Origin of the sequence: Gilliamella sp. B3022 (assembly GCF_028751545.1) — a bacterium.
In the GTDB taxonomy this organism is placed as follows: Bacteria; Pseudomonadota; Gammaproteobacteria; order Enterobacterales; family Orbaceae; genus Gilliamella.
Map to the genome: position 1 here is coordinate 1,844,132 of NZ_CP071867.1, position 16,628 is coordinate 1,860,759.

General features: G+C 32.2%; 16 protein-coding genes. 11 read left to right on the forward strand and 5 right to left on the reverse strand.

The genetic code is table 11. The annotated features are described in order from the left end of the window. Positions 1-11: 11 nt before the first annotated feature. A complete protein-coding gene (gene celB, locus J4T76_RS08325; protein ID WP_267340583.1) occupies positions 12-1,355 on the forward strand; it encodes a PTS cellobiose transporter subunit IIC in 1,344 nt (447 codons plus the stop codon). A gap of 315 nt (positions 1,356-1,670) precedes the next feature. Beyond that, a complete protein-coding gene (gene ggt / locus J4T76_RS08330) occupies positions 1,671-3,317 on the forward strand; it encodes a gamma-glutamyltransferase (RefSeq protein ID WP_267345569.1) in 1,647 nt (548 codons plus the stop codon). Positions 3,318-3,419: 102 nt separating this feature from the next. Here ggt and rplI read toward each other — a convergent pair whose 3' ends face one another. The 4 genes from rplI to rpsF are packed head-to-tail and all read right to left on the reverse strand — an operon-like array spanning position 3,420 to position 4,799. Beyond that, positions 3,420-3,869 (reverse strand): 50S ribosomal protein L9, encoded by a 450-nt coding sequence (gene rplI, locus J4T76_RS08335; protein ID WP_039129438.1) that lies wholly within the window; start codon positions 3,867-3,869, stop codon positions 3,420-3,422. Positions 3,870-3,891: 22 nt separating this feature from the next. Next, complete coding sequence (gene rpsR, locus J4T76_RS08340; RefSeq protein WP_025314965.1) at positions 3,892-4,119, reverse strand: 30S ribosomal protein S18; 228 nt, start codon at positions 4,117-4,119, stop codon at positions 3,892-3,894. Between the two features lie 4 nt (positions 4,120-4,123). Further along, positions 4,124-4,429: a primosomal replication protein N gene (priB, locus tag J4T76_RS08345; protein ID WP_416380308.1), complete on the reverse strand. Its 306-nt coding sequence runs from the start codon at positions 4,427-4,429 to the stop codon at positions 4,124-4,126. Continuing rightward, positions 4,416-4,799 carry a 30S ribosomal protein S6 gene (gene rpsF, locus J4T76_RS08350; RefSeq protein WP_267340580.1) on the reverse strand — a complete coding sequence of 128 codons (384 nt, stop codon included), beginning with the start codon at positions 4,797-4,799 and terminating at the stop codon, positions 4,416-4,418. The genes priB and rpsF overlap by 14 nt, the downstream gene beginning before the upstream one ends. 478 nt (positions 4,800-5,277) lie before the next feature. Here rpsF and J4T76_RS08355 point away from each other — a divergent pair, with 478 nt between their 5' ends. The 5 genes from J4T76_RS08355 to J4T76_RS08375 all read left to right on the forward strand — a co-directional run bounded on the left by J4T76_RS08355 (position 5,278) and on the right by J4T76_RS08375 (position 10,676). Further along, complete coding sequence (locus tag J4T76_RS08355; protein ID WP_267340578.1) at positions 5,278-5,625, forward strand: HIT domain-containing protein; 348 nt, start codon at positions 5,278-5,280, stop codon at positions 5,623-5,625. Between the two features lie 3 nt (positions 5,626-5,628). Then, complete coding sequence (locus J4T76_RS08360; protein WP_267340576.1) at positions 5,629-6,252, forward strand: penicillin-binding protein activator LpoB; 624 nt, start codon at positions 5,629-5,631, stop codon at positions 6,250-6,252. Next, positions 6,252-7,295: a beta-N-acetylhexosaminidase gene (gene nagZ / locus J4T76_RS08365; RefSeq protein ID WP_267355636.1), complete on the forward strand. Its 1,044-nt coding sequence runs from the start codon at positions 6,252-6,254 to the stop codon at positions 7,293-7,295. Before J4T76_RS08360 ends, nagZ begins: the two co-directional genes overlap by 1 nt. After that, positions 7,276-8,517, forward strand: coding sequence for a sigma 54-interacting transcriptional regulator (locus J4T76_RS08370; protein WP_267340574.1), 1,242 nt, complete (start codon positions 7,276-7,278; stop codon positions 8,515-8,517). Before nagZ ends, J4T76_RS08370 begins: the two co-directional genes overlap by 20 nt. A 626-nt stretch (positions 8,518-9,143) precedes the next feature. Further along, positions 9,144-10,676: a hypothetical protein gene (locus J4T76_RS08375; RefSeq protein WP_267354690.1), complete on the forward strand. Its 1,533-nt coding sequence runs from the start codon at positions 9,144-9,146 to the stop codon at positions 10,674-10,676. Positions 10,677-10,775: 99 nt separating this feature from the next. Here the strand turns inward: J4T76_RS08375 and J4T76_RS08380 are convergent, their stop codons facing one another. Next, complete coding sequence (locus J4T76_RS08380) at positions 10,776-13,067, reverse strand: glycosyltransferase (protein WP_267340572.1); 2,292 nt, start codon at positions 13,065-13,067, stop codon at positions 10,776-10,778. 187 nt (positions 13,068-13,254) lie between these two features. Between J4T76_RS08380 and rfbB the strand changes: the two genes are divergently transcribed. From rfbB to rfbD, 4 genes are read left to right on the forward strand one after another with little or no spacing between them, the layout of a single operon-like run. Next, positions 13,255-14,322: a dTDP-glucose 4,6-dehydratase gene (rfbB, locus tag J4T76_RS08385; RefSeq protein WP_416380547.1), complete on the forward strand. Its 1,068-nt coding sequence runs from the start codon at positions 13,255-13,257 to the stop codon at positions 14,320-14,322. Positions 14,323-14,338: 16 nt separating this feature from the next. Continuing rightward, a complete protein-coding gene (rfbA, locus tag J4T76_RS08390; protein ID WP_267340569.1) occupies positions 14,339-15,205 on the forward strand; it encodes a glucose-1-phosphate thymidylyltransferase RfbA in 867 nt (288 codons plus the stop codon). 8 nt (positions 15,206-15,213) lie between these two features. Further along, entirely contained in the window at positions 15,214-15,744 is a 531-nt protein-coding gene (rfbC, locus tag J4T76_RS08395) for a dTDP-4-dehydrorhamnose 3,5-epimerase (RefSeq protein WP_267340567.1), read from the forward strand. An 8-nt stretch (positions 15,745-15,752) separates the two neighbouring features. Further along, positions 15,753-16,619, forward strand: coding sequence for a dTDP-4-dehydrorhamnose reductase (rfbD, locus tag J4T76_RS08400; RefSeq protein ID WP_267340565.1), 867 nt, complete (start codon positions 15,753-15,755; stop codon positions 16,617-16,619). The last annotated feature ends 9 nt before the right edge of the window (positions 16,620-16,628 follow it).

A 16,628-nucleotide genomic window follows, 5' to 3' on the forward strand; every position in this document is an offset into this window, starting at 1 on the left:
AGGAAAACAAAATGAATAACGGATTTGTGTTGTTACAAAAATATTTAATGACTCCGATGGCGAAAATATCGCAGTTTAAAATTGTTCGAGCAGTAATGGCGGCGGGAATGGCATCAGTTCCTTTTTGCATTGTGGGATCGATGTTTTTAGTATTTAATACCTTACCGATGACATTTATGGGATTAGAAACCGCTTTTGAAAATTCTGTTTTCAAAATAAGAGATCTTTATATGATAGCTAACACTGCAACAATGGGCATATTAGCGCTTTATTTTAACATTGTTGTTGGTTATGAATTAACTAAAATTGAGGAAGAAGAAACAGGCTTAAAAGTTAATGCCCTTAATGGTGCAATGCTATCTGTTTTCGCTTTCATTATGACATTGCCAGAATTAGTTATGCAAAATGGAACGATAGTTTTATATAATGACCAAAATGAAGCCGTCTATAACGGATTAAGTCTAAACCCTTTTGTTGTTAGGTTAGGAACTTCAGGTATTTTTATTGCAATTGTTATGGCAATTTTAGCCACACAACTTTATTTTATGTGTGTACGTCGTAATTGGGTGGTTAAAATGCCTGAAACCGTTCCATTGGGGGTATCACGATCATTTACTGCACTTATACCAACATTCGTCATCGCATTTGCAATTATTATTTTAAACGGTATTTTGATTTATTTTGGTACCGACATTTTTAATATCATCGGTATTCCATTTATCTTCGTAACCAATTTAACTAAAAGCTGGCTTGGTATTATGGTGATACTATTTTTAATCCATGCTCTTTGGGTTGTTGGTATTCACGGCGCAAGTATCATTGGTGCATTTATTACACCGATAATGCTTACCAATATGAATGAAAATGTTGGCGGAGCAGCAATTCCGTTTGCTGGAGAATTTAATAACTCCTTAGTAATTTTAGGTGGTTCAGGTTCAACACTTCTTATGACATTCTTTATTGCTTTTTGTGCTAAATCAAGCCAATTAAAGATTTTAGGTCGTGCATCTGCCGTTCCTGCGATATTTAATATTAATGAACCAATTATTTTTGGTATGCCTATTGTATATAACCCATATCTAGCTTTACCATTTTTATTAGCACCAATGGCATGTGGTACTCTGGGCTATTTTGCTATCAATTATGGCTTTATGAATCCAATCATTGCGTTAATACCTTGGCCTTCTCCAATGGGATTAGGTGCATTTATTGGGACTGGTGGTGATTATCGTGCTATATTTGTGGCCATACTTTCTGCAATCTTGGCTCTACTAATTTATCTTCCATTTGTAAAAATTTATGATAATAAGCTTTATAAAGAAGAAAAAGCCAAAATTGGAAATCAAGAACAATGAGCTTAATTGCTGATGAATTGAAAAGAGTGTAGATAATTGTATGTGATTAATTACGCTCTTTCTATTTTCCTGAGTTTCTACCTGAAAAGTAAATAAAGCCCAAAGTTAGATTATCCTGATTTTATTGTTGATTATTATTTGCTCACATCCTTGATTTTATATGGTACGTTGATTAATAGCTTTTCATTAAATACACAATCTCAAGTTTATTTATTTTTTATTTATGGGAAGAAATTAATCATTTATTTTAGGAGATCTAAAATGTTCTATTTTAAACATAGGTTGATCAAGTATAGCTGTTTTGTTGTGTTTTTAATGATAAGTTGGCAAGTAATTCCAACTGAAAATATCCAACCAAAATTTGAATCTGGAGCGGTTGCCTCTCCTGATTATTATGGAGCCATCGCTGCCAAAGAGATGTTAACCAAAAATGGTAATGCTGTCGATGCGGCTGTAGCTACAGCTTTTACATTAGCGGTCACTTATCCTGAAGCAGGTAATATAGGTGGTGGCGGATTTATGACACTTTGGTTCGATGGTAAGCCATATTTTCTTGATTATCGTGAAGTGGCCCCTGCCAAAGCAAATAAAGATATGTTTCTTGATGATAATAAAAATGTCATCGATAATTTGAGTTTATATTCTCATAAAGCGTCCGGAGTTCCAGGTACAGTAGCAGGTATGTGGGCTGTTCATCAACGCTTTGGTCGGTTAACTTGGAAAGAAGTTATGGCGCCAGCAATTCGATTTGCTCAAGATGGATTTATGGTTGATAAGCAATTAGTGACTCGTTATCAAGAAATAGAACAAACGGCACCTACCAATGGTCACTTTAAACACTATTTTGGTACTATGCGAGCAGGGCAGATGTTTAAACAACCTGAACTAAGTAAAGTATTACAACGTATTGCAATTCAGGGTAGTGATGGATTTTATAAAGGAAAAACCGCTAAATTAATAGCGCGGCAAATGTCAAATAATAATGGTTTAATCACCGAAAGTGATTTAGCTAATTATCAAGCAAAATGGCGCAATCCTTTAGTAGCTGATTGGCACGATATGCAGATCATTACAGCACCACCACCAAGCTCAGGTGGAGTAGGTTTAATTCAATTATTATCTATGAAACAAGAGTTATCTAATGATTTTAAAAATATTAAAGTTAATTCATCACAGTATATTCACTTATTGGCAGAGATAGAAAAACGTGTTTTTGCCGATCGAGCTGAATATATGGGAGATCCTGATTTTGTAACAGTACCCGTCTCTCAATTAATTGATACTCATTATATGGCTCACAGAGCAAAACAAGTTAATCCAAAAAGCATTTCTAAAACTGAACAGGTTAAACCTGGTTTGGATAGTCGTGAAAAATTACAAACAACCCATTTTTCTATTGTGGATAAATGGGGTAATGCGGCTTCTAACACCTATACACTTAATGGTTGGTTTGGTTCTGCTGTCGTTGTACAAGGTACGGGTATTATACTAAATAATGAGTTGGATGATTTTAGTAGTAAACCAGGCGTTGCTAACCAATTTGGCGTTATAGGTAAAGATGCAAATGCAATAGAACCATATAAACGACCTTTATCCTCTATGTCACCAACTATCTTCATAAAAGATAATAATGTTGTAATGGTTATTGGTACGCCTGGTGGCTCAAGAATTTTTACCTCCATCTTTCAAGTTGTAGCTAATGTTTTTGATAATCATATGTCTCTTAAACAAGCTGTACAGGCACCACGCTATCATCATCAATTATTACCAAGTAATATTATTTATATCGAAAGTTTTCAAAATAGTGTTCCAGAACCATTGAAGACTGAGCTAGAGCAGATGGGATATAGTTTTTATCAACAAGATTTTAGTGGGGATATTCAGGTTATAAAAATTAGAAATAATGAACCTATTGCAGTATCAGATATCCGTGGGCGGGGTAAAGCAATAATTGTAAAATAAAACATTTATAATAGTAATTTATTTGATTGTATCGAATAAATTGCTAGTAACAGATAATAAAAAAAACCCGCCAATTTGACGGGTTTTTTTATTGAATGATAATTATTCAGGAATAATTTCAATAATAAGTTTAGCAAAAGCTTCGCTGTGTACTTGGAAGAACACTTCGTGTTCACCAGTTGTACGTAACACACCATTTGGTAAACGAACTTCGCTTTTTGATACTTGAACACCACGAGCTTTAACTGCATCAGCGATATCACGAGTACCGATAGAACCAAATAAACGACCTTCGTCACCAGCTTTAGAAGCAATGGTTACTTTTTCAAGTGCGTTAATTTCGTTTACACGTTGTTCAGCGGCTTTTAATGTTTCAGCAAGTTTTGCTTCTAAATCAGCACGACGCGCTTCAAAGAATTCAATATTCTTTTTAGTAGCTGGTACTGCTTTACCTTGTGGAATTAAAAAGTTACGTGCGTAACCCGCTTTAACATTAACTTGGTCGCCTAAGCTGCCTAAATTAGCAACTTTATCGAGTAGAATAATTTGCATTATATGTTCCCTCTGTTGCTAATTACTGATGGTTGTCAGTATATGGTAATAATGCCAAGTAACGAGCGCGTTTAATAGCGCGAGCTAATTGACGTTGATATTTTGCGCTAGTACCAGTAATACGGCTTGGTACAATTTTACCACTTTCTGTGATATAGCTTTTTAATAAAGAAACATCTTTATAATCAATTTCTTTAACGCCTTCTGCTGTAAAACGGCAGAATTTGCGACGACGGAAATAACGTGCCATTTGGCTATTCTCCTAATAGTTTAACTTGGTCAGCATGTAAAACAAGTTGGCTTGTTTTATTACGTTTTGTGTGAGTACTTATAAAACCACTCACTAAAACTTTGCTGCCTTTTTTTATGTAACTTAACTCTTGTTGTCCACTGACAATTACAGGTACTATGCACCATGCTTGTCGGGTAAGTTCTGCTTCAATTTGTTTAGAGACATGTTCTAAATAAAACTGACAATGCGAGATCCCACTTGGACTCACTTTTCGCATCGGTGTTTTTTTTACAATACCCGATAACACTAAACGATTATTCGTCAGAATCATCGTCCATGTTTACTTCGCTAAAATCTTCTTCAGAGTTACGACGCTCATCTTTAGCTTTTAACATAGGTGAAGTTTCAGTTACAGAATTTTTGGTACGCATAATTAAACTGCGAATTACTGCATCATTAAAACGGAAGTTATCTTCAAGTTCATTAACAGCTTCTTGAGTTGCTTCAACATTCATTAACACATAATGTGCTTTGTGCAGCTTTTCGATAGGATAGGCTAATTGACGACGACCCCAATCTTCTAAGCGATGAATTTTACCACCATCAGTGGTTAATGTACCAGTATAACGTTCAATCATACCCGGTACTTGTTCACTTTGATCTGGGTGAACCATAAATACTATTTCGTAATGACGCATTATCGCTCCCTACGGATTAATCAGCTTTCTGTCGGGGCAACCGTAACCCATTGAAAGCAAGGAACATGAAAATAAACGGTTGAAATCGACGGGGCATTATATATCAACTTATTTTAATTGACAAATGAATATATTAAGATTGTCTTCACGTAGACTTAAATTTATATTTAGAAATTTAAGTCTGGGTATAATACTAATGAATCGGTATAGACTCCTGAATAATTTTTACAAAAGTCCGTTTTTTTGATTTTAAATTTGTTTTTGTAAATCATTCTTGACAAAAATCTTGTTGCCTTTTGATTAAACATAAGCTATTTAATAAAATGGCTGGTAGGCTGGTTCTGATATTTTTTATATTTAAATAAAAGGCTACACGCTAAAATGTAACGATATCTATACATTATTGATATCAAAATATGTTATGCTTGAGCCAATACAATTTTTTACTTATAGACATACGATAAAAAGGAGAAACGTGATGGCTCAGGAAACTATTTTTAGTAAAATTATTCGGAAAGAAATTCCTTCTGATATTGTTTTTCAAGACGATAAAGTGACCGCTTTTCGTGATATATCGCCTCAAGCTCCGACACATATTTTAATTATTCCAAATAAACTTATTCCTACCGTTAACGATATTCAAGAAGAAGATGAGATTGTACTTGGGCATATGGTGCTTGTTGCCGCAAAAATAGCCAAACAGGAAGGTATTGATGAAAGTGGTTACCGTTTAATTATGAACTGTAATAAAGATGCGGGACAAGAAGTCTTTCATATTCACATGCATTTGTTGGGTGGAAAAAAATTAGGTCGATTAATAGGTTAATATATGAAACAGATAAAACGCATAGTTGTTACTTCGGCAATAGCTTTTGTTTTAACGGGTTGTCATCTTTTAGATAATATGAGCGGAACAGTAACGCCTCCAGTTATTGTAAAACCTTCTGATGGAGATGTGATTGAAACCCCACCTTTAATCACTATGAAAACGGATTGGTATACAATTTTATCACCATTTACAAATAAATTGATGAATGATTTATCTTCTTTAAATGATGAAAACAAAATTTTGTTAATTAGTGATATTCAAAATCGAAGTGGTGATTATCTGGTAAATAACCAAATTGATGAAGTGTTACATCAGTTAATGAATAAACAAAATAAATTTACTGTCGCCAGTCGACAATCTATCAATCAAGCTAAACAAGCGTTGGGCATTTCGCCTGATGATAAGTTGGTTTCTCGGGGTAAAATGATTGGATTAGCCAAATCAATGAATGCTAGTTATGTTCTTTTTACCACTATTTACAAAATACCGACTGAGAATGACGACGCTAATCTTTCTATGGAATTAATTTCAACCCGAACAGGTGAAATCTTAAATCGGGTAACATCTAAAGATTTTCCTAAGCAACGTACCATAGATAATCATTTTAGTGAGGCAAGTAAGTAATGGGGCCATTACTGATCGATCTTGATGGCATATCGCTTACCGATGATGATAAAAGATTACTTCAAAATCCATTGGTTGCTGGTGTGATTCTATTTAGCCGTAATTATCAAGAACCAAAACAGTTGAGCGAATTGATAAAGCAGATCCGTGCGGCATCTAGTGAGCGATTATTAATTTCAGTCGATCATGAAGGCGGGCGCGTTCAACGCTTTAAACAGGGATTTACTCTTATTCCACCAGCACAAGCTTTTGCTGCACTTAACGATATTGAACATGCTAAATCATTAGCATTTGATGCGGGTTGGGTATTAGCTATGGAGCTGATTGCTTTTGATATTGATCTCAGTTTCGCACCGGTGTTAGATTTGGGTCATGACTGTTTAGCGATAGGGAGTCGATCCTTTCATTCTGATATTAATATTGCTTATCAAATTGCTTCAGCTATGATTGATGGTATGCATGTGGCAGGGATGAAAACTACAGGAAAACATTTTCCTGGTCATGGTCATGTTATTGCTGATTCACACAAAGAAACACCTATTGATGATCGTAAAAAGTTATTGATTGAACAAGATATGCAAATTTTCTCAAAACTTATTATGGATAATCAACTTGATGCAATTATGCCCGCACATGTGATTTATCCTGCATTTGATGATAAACCAGCCAGTGGGTCGTCATACTGGCTCAAAACAGTGCTTCGAAAACAGTTACATTTTAAGGGTGTGATTTTTTCTGATGATTTATCAATGGAAGGTGCATCAGTAATGGGAAATCATGCTCAACGAGCACAGGCTGCATTAGCCGCAGGGTGCGATCTGCTTTTAGCTTGTAATAATCGACAAGGTTCATTAGCGATTTTGAAGCAGTTGATGTTTTTAAATAAAATTCAGCCTCTAGCAACAAATAAAGCAAAACTTTTATTATCCGAGACTAAAATAACCTTTGATGAATTAACTAAAAGCCTTGAGTGGCGGCATCGTCGTGATAAATTAACCAAATTAAATGAAAAATGGGTAGATTATGCAAGCAGCAATCATTGAAATCAATAATAACCAACAATTAGTTACCTATAATCAACAAGCTGGTCAACTGATTTCGTCTGATATGTTAAATTTAAATCAACCTTTTAATTATCAAAATGTATTTTCTCTCGATAACACGGTTAATTTGGACACGCAGGATGACACGATTATTGTAATAAATAGTCAATACTATTTATTACAAAAAGTAGTGGAATCGTTAAGAACAATATTTATCATACAATCAATTGAGTACTTAAAAAAACGGTTATCGAAAATTAATGTCGTTGATCAACAGGCTTTTGATATTTTTGCTACACAAAGCGCTATTATGCAAAAACTTATTGCACAGGCAAAAGCATTTTCAATGCAGCGTGAACCATTATTAATATCGGGTGAAACAGGAACCGGCAAAGACTTGCTTGCCCATGCTTGTCATCAATACAGTTCACGAGGCGATCAAATCTTTTTAGCATTAAATTGTGCCGCTATGCCAGATGACGTGGTTGAAAGCGAGTTATACGGTCATGCTGCGGGAGCTTATCTTGGTGCTGTTGAGAGCAAAAAAGGTTTTTTTGAGCAAGCGAACGGCGGTTCAGTTTTACTAGATGGTATTGATGAAATGTCATTTCAAATGCAAACTAAATTACTACGTTTTATTAATGATGGCTATTTTCGACGTGTTGGTGATGATGATGAAGTTTATGTAGATGTACGTATCATTTGTGCAACTAAAGGTGATTTAGCTGGTTTAGTTGAACAAGGTAAATTTAGAAAAGATCTTTATTATCGTATAAATGTTTTACCTCTTAATCTACCGTCATTGCAAGAACGTAAAGATGATATTGCCTCGCTTACACAAATTTTTGTGGATGAATTTGCTCATAAACAAGGCATTATTTCACCTACTATTGATGCTAGTGTGATTGATTGTTTTAAACGCTATCCTTGGCCAGGCAATGTAAGACAACTTAAAAATGTCCTCTATTCAGCTTTGGCACAACTGAAATCGTCAACATTAACAGCCAAAGATATTGTGTTACCAACAGAAAATCGTGCCCAATTATCATGGGTTAATAATATGGAAAATAAAACTCTTGATGAAATGACGAAACAGTTTGAAAAAGAAATCTTAAAAAGCTTGTATATTGAATACCCAAGTTCCAGAAAACTTGCAAAAAGATTGGGGGTTTCACATACTGCTATTGCTAATAAGCTTAGGGATTATGGAATAGGTAGATAAATACACTTAGCGATTGATTCAAATTGAATTATTTCAATTAAATCAATCTATTTATTATCTGTGCTTGAAGTTTTTTAAAAAAAGTATGTTAAAATGATATAAAAATTAAAAAAACTGTATCATGAGTAAGGTAATTATAGGAGTTTTATCTAGCCTTTATTATTATTGGCTTCTGTCTATTTGATTATCGAAACAAAAATGACTTCACCAATGTTAAAGAGAAACAGAAAAGAAGAAAAACTAGTCCTACAAGATTCATTTAAAGTAAACGATTATATTAATATAGGACTTACTACTAATGTTGCCTCCATGATTAAATATACAAAATAGCAAATAAGCTATTTAAAGTTGTTATGATAATAGTGGTTATTTTATTGTACTTTATAAGGTAGAGATTTTACCCAATTACTTCAAGGATGACATCAATCACGCTAAATTAAAAAATAATAGGGTCTATCATTCTTATGCATATTTCAAAGCCATTTATGACGTAATGAGCAATAATTAATTGGATTCTAATAATTAATATTATTTTTATCCCTCATTGTTTTATTTCTCATACTGAAAATAAACTAGCTTTAACGTCAAAAGTTAATTTATTAATTGAATAGTAGGGTTAAGTGTTTATGTTAAAAGTATTGATATGTACTAATCATATGGCAAGCATTGGTGGTTCTGAAATAGTTGCATTAGAAGTTGCAGAATCCTTCAAGAAAAACAACTATTTGGTAGATATTGTGGCGAATTACATAGGTTCTCCTATAATTGAGATCGCTAAAAATTCTGATATCAATTTATTCACAACCGATGAATTACCAAATCCCTTTAATTACGATATTGTTTGGTCTCAACATCAGGTATTACCAATTCTTGTAAATCATTATATTGAAAGTTTTAATAGTAAAACTTTCTTTGTTTTTGCGCATTTATCCCCTTATGAACATTTAGAGAGTTTTGGTTTATATACTGAAAGGTTATTAGCTAACAAAATTTTATTTAATAGTGAAGAAACTTATAATCATTTTAGTAAATTTGGGATTCCTACTAATCTTTGTGAAGTTTTTTATAACGCTGCTCCCTCAGAGTTTTTTTGTGAAAAAGATTCTAATAATGAACAATTAAAGAATATACTTTTAGTTAGTAATCATCCACCACAAGAGATGTTAGATGCACTAGAAATTTTAAAAAATGAACATGGATTAAACATAATAAATATTGGTGTAAGAGGAAATGTAGTAAGATTGACATCGAAAATGGTTGAAGAAGCTGATGCTATTATTACAATAGGAAAAACAGTACAATATGCCATTGTTAGTAACACTCCTGTTTACTGCTATGACCATTTTGGTGGAGTAGGGTGGATATTGCTCGAAAATTATAAAATCGCAGAACAGTTTAATTATTCTGGAAGATGTTGTTTAAGGCGAATATCTTCGAGTGAAATTGTTGAGGAAATAATAACTTATTTTCCAAAAGCTAAATGTGATGTATCAAAAATCAAGAGTGAAACTTTAGATAAATACAGCTTAGATAAATATATTAGAACTATAATCATTAACTCTAAAGAAAATATTTTAAGAAAAACTTTAAATTTGGGGGAACGTCAAAAGATAAGATTGGAATCAGAAATCGTAAAATCTATTAAGCAATATTATAATGCATACAATAGTCTATTATTAGAGCATAAACAACTGTTGTATAATAACAATGAATTAATCATTAAAAATGCTGAATTACAATCTCAAAAAAGTGTGATGTGTTCAAAGGTCGATGATCAAAATTTAAAACATCAAGAACTTTTAACGAAATACGAAGAACTTTTAGCAACGCATCAAGAGCTTTTGTCGAAATATCAAGAATTTTCAACAAAAATTCACTATCTTTCAAATAATTATGAAGAACTTTCAATAAAAAATCAAAAAATATCTGATACTAATAAGGTATTAATAGAGCAAAAAGAATCTATTTCAAACAAACTGAGCCAATTACTTGAAGACTATAATAATCAATTATCGAAAAATCAGCTCATTTTAGATAACTATAACCTATTACTTAATTCATACAATAAATTAGAAACTCGATATTATAAATATAAAAATACATTTTTTAAAAGATTAGCACGAAAAATTAAAAGACTTTATAACAAAAATGTTGATTAAGTTTATTATAAGAAAAACAATCTTTTATATGTTATTCAGTGATAAAAAACATAATAAAAAGATTGTTTTACATTGATTAGTCGTCAAAAATTAACCATGTTACATTTTTGAAGCTTCTTTCCATAGTTTATCTAAGTTTAAATTTAATATTAAATCCGAAATGCCTCTTGGATTATGCATCAACAATGGATCTAACTTTACAACCCAACTGTGGTCTTTGCTTCTCTCTCCTTGCGCTCCAATATCAAACACCAATGTCGGTATTTTTAAAGCTAAAGCGATTGATAATGTATAAGAGAAAGTCTCTTCCCATATACTAGGTAACAATATCAAATCAGGGGAAATCTCTCTGAGCAAGTTAATACATTCTTCATCATTTTGATATTTACCAGTCACTTGGACATTATTTGTTTGCATTACATGTTGATCATCAGAATTACTGTAACCAACTAAAAAATAAGATAATTTCAAGTCTCGGTTTTTTGCATCGATGGCCAATGTAGCTAATAATTGTGATCCTTTTTCAATGCTTAATGCGCCTATAGATGCAATTTTTATTATATCTTTATTTTTATTTCGTTGTGCCGGAATAATATTATTGAACACATTTTCATGTGGAATAACATCAATATTTATTTCAGGAAAATCAAATAATATTATGTCACGAGCTCGATTAGATGGCGCTTCGATCTTAGAACATTTATTAAAAAACAGGTTGTAAGCCTTATGCTTTGCAATAGCATCGGAAATATTCATCTCATAATCAGCAGGTAACGATTTTCCGTTGTTCCAAATATTTCTTTGAGCAATAGTTGGTATACCTTTATAAATATGTTCTGGACTCAACAGTTTATAATCATACGACATGCATGCGTAGTCATGGACGATAAACTTATAAATCCAATCTGATGATGCAAAATAGTACAGAAGTTTTTCATGATGATGCCAATCAAGACCAGCAAAACTATTGATATGTATTAAAGTTGGTTGAATAGTTTTTAAAAAGAAGTTTAAAAATGCAAAATCACAACTTAAAGATAAATTCTTTAAATTAGGTATTTCTAAGTGATAATTTTCTGGAATTTCAATTGAATAACATTTTTTATCATGAACTTTTAATAGAATGCAATCAATATTTTGATTTCTAAACTGTTTTACTATTTGTTTTAGATAAGTATTGATACCACCATCCCATGCATGAGAGACAATCACAACAGTTTTTCGATTTTCAAGTTTTAATTTTAATCTGGCAATATCTAAATTACGTCTAAGGACTAAAACCGGATCAACATTGATAAAATGATGCACCATGTTTAAATAATTTGGATGCTTCAGTTTTAAGGCATTTTCCCCTTTTTTCATATTTTCGGCTTTTATAGCAGAAAAAGACACAGAACCAACATGAAATACAAAGACATCTCCGATAATAATATTCTTGAAACCGGCGTGAAGTGCCCTCATGCAAAAATCATTTTCTTCACCGTATCCAACTTTGAAAGCATGATCATCTAACAAACCAATTTTATCAATAACTTCTCTTCTCATATAAAAACAAAAACCTACGCCAGTTGGCGTTTCAACATAGCTCCCTTTGTTTATCTTAGCGGCTAATTGATCCAATTCAGCAGGAGTGACTTCAAGAACCTTATTATTATCTTGACAGGTAAATGGATAACTACAAATAGTGGCATTATTAGACATAGGTGTAATGGTGGCTATCGATTTATCATTATCAGCATATGCAATCATTCTTTCAAACCAACCTTCAAATACAAAGGCATCAGAATTTAATAAGATTACATCCAGATTATGAGATAAATTGCTTATGGCAAAATTAATAGTTTTAACAAATCCAAGATTTTCTTTATTGAGATGATAATCAAATAGCCCTTTTTGAGAAAGCTCTTCAAGTTTTAGATTTAATTCTTTATCAGGGCCTGCATCATTGATGACTAATAAACTATACTCATCAGTAGTTCTACTTTTTAGTGCATGATAAATTGAACATAAGGATTCATCTAAACCTTTATAAATAGGTAAGATGACGACACATCGTGTTTTAGAAGAATATTTAGCAGGTTGCAATTCATCCCATAAATGATCCTCAGGAGAAAATGGTGTAAACCATAATTTTTTTTGTAGTTCAGATTTTATTTCGCATTGGTTAAACAAATTACTACTATCTGGATTTAAGACATTACTTTTAACTGGTAACTTTTTTGATAAAATATTAAAACCAAGAAAATTTATTTTTTTAAAGCCATTCTCGCGTTTTATCACTAAGATTTTTTTTAAAAAAAATTGCTCATTTGAGTCAAGTTTTCTTTTATAAATAGTGATTCCTAAACATTTTATTTTCACTGCGGATTTTGACTTAGTTCTTTTTAACATCTATTTCCTCACCATTTATAATTCAGATTTCTAAAATTATAACGCTATTTTTGATTCAATTAAACATGTAATATTATTTATTTAAGTTCAATTAACCATATGAATATTAATTCATTTAAATTCATGCTAAAGCATGATAAACTAATCCATTAATTATATTAAGTTAAACTAATTATTTCGGATTCAAATTATGAAAATAATAATTACTGGCGGTGCTGGTTTTATTGGTTCTGCAGTTGTTCGCTATCTCATAGAGCAAACCGACGATGAAGTGTTAGTTATTGATAAATTAACTTATGCAGGGAATTTAGAGTCTTTAGATAAAGTATTTAATAGTAATCGATTTCATTTTAAACAGATTGATATTTGTGATAGAAACTCTTTATCGAAAGCAATTAATGAATTTCAGCCTAATATTATTATGCATTTAGCTGCTGAAAGTCATGTTGATCGATCAATTGATAATCCGTCTACCTTTATAGAAACCAATGTAATTGGTACTTTTTCGCTTTTGGAAGAAGCATTAGCTTATTGGAAAAAATTAGATTCAGATAGGCAAAAACATTTTCGTTTTCATCATATTTCTACCGATGAAGTATATGGTGATTTACATGGTACAAACAATCTTTTTACTGAAAAAACGCCTTATTCTCCAAGTAGTCCGTATTCCGCATCTAAAGCATCGAGTGATCATTTAGTTCGTGCTTGGCATAGAACATTTAATTTACCTACAGTTATAACCAATTGTTCAAATAACTATGGTCCTTATCATTTTCCCGAAAAATTAATTCCTCTGATGATTTTAAATGCTTTAGAAGGTAAATCTTTGCCTGTTTATGGTAATGGACAACAAATTAGAGATTGGTTATATGTTGAGGATCATGCTAGAGCACTTTATCTTGTTGCCACTCAGGCAAAAAATGGAAAAACTTATAACATAGGTGGACATAATGAGCAGAAAAATATTGATGTGGTCAATATTATCTGCGAATTACTTGAAGAATTAGTGCCAACTAAGCCTTATAATATTAAACATTATAAAGATCTCATTACTAATGTTACTGATAGACCAGGTCATGATCAAAGGTATGCGATTGATGCTTCAAAAATCCATCATGATTTAGGTTGGAAGCCACAAGAAACATTTGAAAGCGGTATGCGTAAAACAGTTGAATGGTATTTGCATAATCGAGCTTGGTGTGACCATATAAAAGATGGTTCTTACGCCAGATCTAGACAAGGCATTTTAAATTAAAAGGTTAGGTTAATTTATGAAAGGAATTGTGCTTGCAGGCGGTTCGGGAACTCGGCTATATCCTATAACACGAGGTATTTCAAAACAATTACTTCCCATATATGATAAGCCTATGATTTATTATCCAATATCTGTTCTTATGATTGCTGGTATTACTGACATATTAATTATTTCAACTCCAGATGATTTACCGATGTTCAAACGATTATTAGGTGATGGTTCACGATTTGGAATTAAGCTCAGTTTTGCCGAACAACCAAGACCAGAAGGCTTGGCTCAAGCTTTTTTGATTGGTGAAGAGTTTATTAAAGGTCAAAAATGCAGTTTGATTTTAGGAGATAATTTATTTTTTGGTGAAAGTTTTGGTAAGAAACTACAAAAAGTGATGACACAAACTGAAGGAGCAACCATTTTTGGATATCAAGTTGTAGATCCAGAACGTTTTGGTGTCGTTGATTTCGATGAAAATTTTAAAGCATTATCAATAGAGGAAAAGCCAATAAAACCAAAATCAAATTGGGCTGTCACAGGACTTTATTTTTATGATGAAAATGTTGTTGAGATGGCCAAAGAGATTAAGCCTTCGTATAGAGGAGAATTGGAAATAACAACACTTAATCAAATGTATTTAGAAGCAGGATTATTAAATGTTGAAATACTTGGTAGAGGATTTTCTTGGCTCGATACAGGAACCCATGATAGTTTAATTGAAGCTTCATCTTTTGTTCAGATCATTGAAAAACGTCAAGGATTGAAAATAGCGTGTCTTGAAGAGATTGCCTATCGTAATGGTTGGTTAACTTTAGAGCAAGTAAAACAAGAAGCAGCTAATTTAGGTAAAACATTGTATGGACAATATTTATCTCAATTAATTAAAGAATAGGTAAATAAATGCAAATAATTGAAACAAAAATTCCTGATGTGAAAATAATTAATCCTAAAGTTTTTGGGGATCAACGCGGTTTTTTTTTAGAAACTTTTGAACAAAAGCGTTATCAAGAAAAATTAAAAATCAATTTAACTTTTGTTCAAGATAATCATTCTCGGTCACAAAAAAATGTTTTAAGAGGTTTACATTTTCAAAAACAAAATCCACAAGGCAAGCTTGTTAGAGTTGTTAGAGGTGAAGTATTTGATGTGGCTGTAGATATCAGAAAAGATTCATCAACTTATGGTAAATGGGTCGGTGTTCTTCTTTCTGAAGAGAATAAGAGTCAATTGTGGATTCCTCCTGGCCTTGCTCATGGTTTTTTAGTCTTGTCTGATATCGCAGATTTTGAGTATAAATGCACCAACTATTATGATCCTAACTCCGAAGGATGTCTACTTTGGAATGATCCAACAGTAAATATTACTTGGCCAATATCAACGCCAATTTTATCTGAAAAAGACAAATTAGGTAAAACATTACAGGAGCTATAATAAATCATATGAAAGTTTTGTTAACTGGAGCTAATGGTCAATTAGGTAATTGTTTTGTAGATATTTTCCCATCTAAATGGGAACTAATTAAAACTGATGCTGAACAACTTGATATTACTGATGAATATGCGGTCGATTGTTTTATCGCTAAATATAAGCCTGATGCAATTATCAATGCTGCGGCATATACCGCTGTTGATAAAGCAGAAGATGAACCTCAACTGGCATATAGCGTCAATGTTATAGGTCCTAAAAACTTGTCTATATCATCAAGAAAATATAATGCAAAATTTTTTCATGTTTCTACTGATTATGTTTTTGATGGAACTAACAATATTCCTTATATTGAAGAAGATATTACTAATCCTATTAATATCTATGGTGAAACAAAACGTAAGGGGGAAATAGCAGTTTTAGATAATGACCCAACAGCTATTGTTATTCGAACTTCATGGGTATTTAGCCCTTATGGTAATAATTTTGTTAAAACGATGTTGAGATTAGCTACTGAAAAAAAACAATTATCCATAATTGATGATCAACTCGGTAATCCAACTTACGCAGGCGATTTGGCTCAACTAATTCTTCAATTGCTTCATAAAAAAATAGATGGAGGCATTTATCATTTTTGTGGTGATAGTTCAACATCTTGGTTTTTGTTTGCCAAAAGAATCTTTGAAATTGCTTTAAACCAAAAAATAATAACCCAATCTCCAGAAATCATCCCGATCAAAACTGAAGCTTTTCCTACAAAAGCCACAAGACCAAAATATTCGGTAATGAGTGTTGAGAAATTAGGTAAGCACGGATTATCAGCCTCAGATTGGAATAAAGGGTTAATTGACAGTATTTCTAAAATTCATTTTGATAATTAAATTCAATGA

Bases quoted from the DNA above. Each gene is read 5' to 3' on its own strand.
- celB (WP_267340583.1), top strand. From the start codon at position 12: ATGAATAACGGATTTGTGTTGTTACAAAAATATTTAATGACTCCGATG.
- ggt (WP_267345569.1), top strand. From the start codon at position 1,671: ATGATAAGTTGGCAAGTAATTCCAACTGAAAATATCCAACCAAAATTT.
- rplI (WP_039129438.1), bottom strand. From the start codon at position 3,869: ATGCAAATTATTCTACTCGATAAAGTTGCTAATTTAGGCAGCTTAGGC.
- rpsR (WP_025314965.1), bottom strand. From the start codon at position 4,119: ATGGCACGTTATTTCCGTCGTCGCAAATTCTGCCGTTTTACAGCAGAA.
- rpsF (WP_267340580.1), bottom strand. From the start codon at position 4,799: ATGCGTCATTACGAAATAGTATTTATGGTTCACCCAGATCAAAGTGAA.
- J4T76_RS08355 (WP_267340578.1), top strand. From the start codon at position 5,278: ATGGCTCAGGAAACTATTTTTAGTAAAATTATTCGGAAAGAAATTCCT.
- J4T76_RS08360 (WP_267340576.1), top strand. From the start codon at position 5,629: ATGAAACAGATAAAACGCATAGTTGTTACTTCGGCAATAGCTTTTGTT.
- nagZ (WP_267355636.1), top strand. From the start codon at position 6,252: ATGGGGCCATTACTGATCGATCTTGATGGCATATCGCTTACCGATGAT.
- J4T76_RS08370 (WP_267340574.1), top strand. From the start codon at position 7,276: ATGCAAGCAGCAATCATTGAAATCAATAATAACCAACAATTAGTTACC.
- J4T76_RS08375 (WP_267354690.1), top strand. From the start codon at position 9,144: ATGTTAAAAGTATTGATATGTACTAATCATATGGCAAGCATTGGTGGT.
- J4T76_RS08380 (WP_267340572.1), bottom strand. From the start codon at position 13,067: ATGTTAAAAAGAACTAAGTCAAAATCCGCAGTGAAAATAAAATGTTTA.
- rfbA (WP_267340569.1), top strand. From the start codon at position 14,339: ATGAAAGGAATTGTGCTTGCAGGCGGTTCGGGAACTCGGCTATATCCT.
- rfbC (WP_267340567.1), top strand. From the start codon at position 15,214: ATGCAAATAATTGAAACAAAAATTCCTGATGTGAAAATAATTAATCCT.
- rfbD (WP_267340565.1), top strand. From the start codon at position 15,753: ATGAAAGTTTTGTTAACTGGAGCTAATGGTCAATTAGGTAATTGTTTT.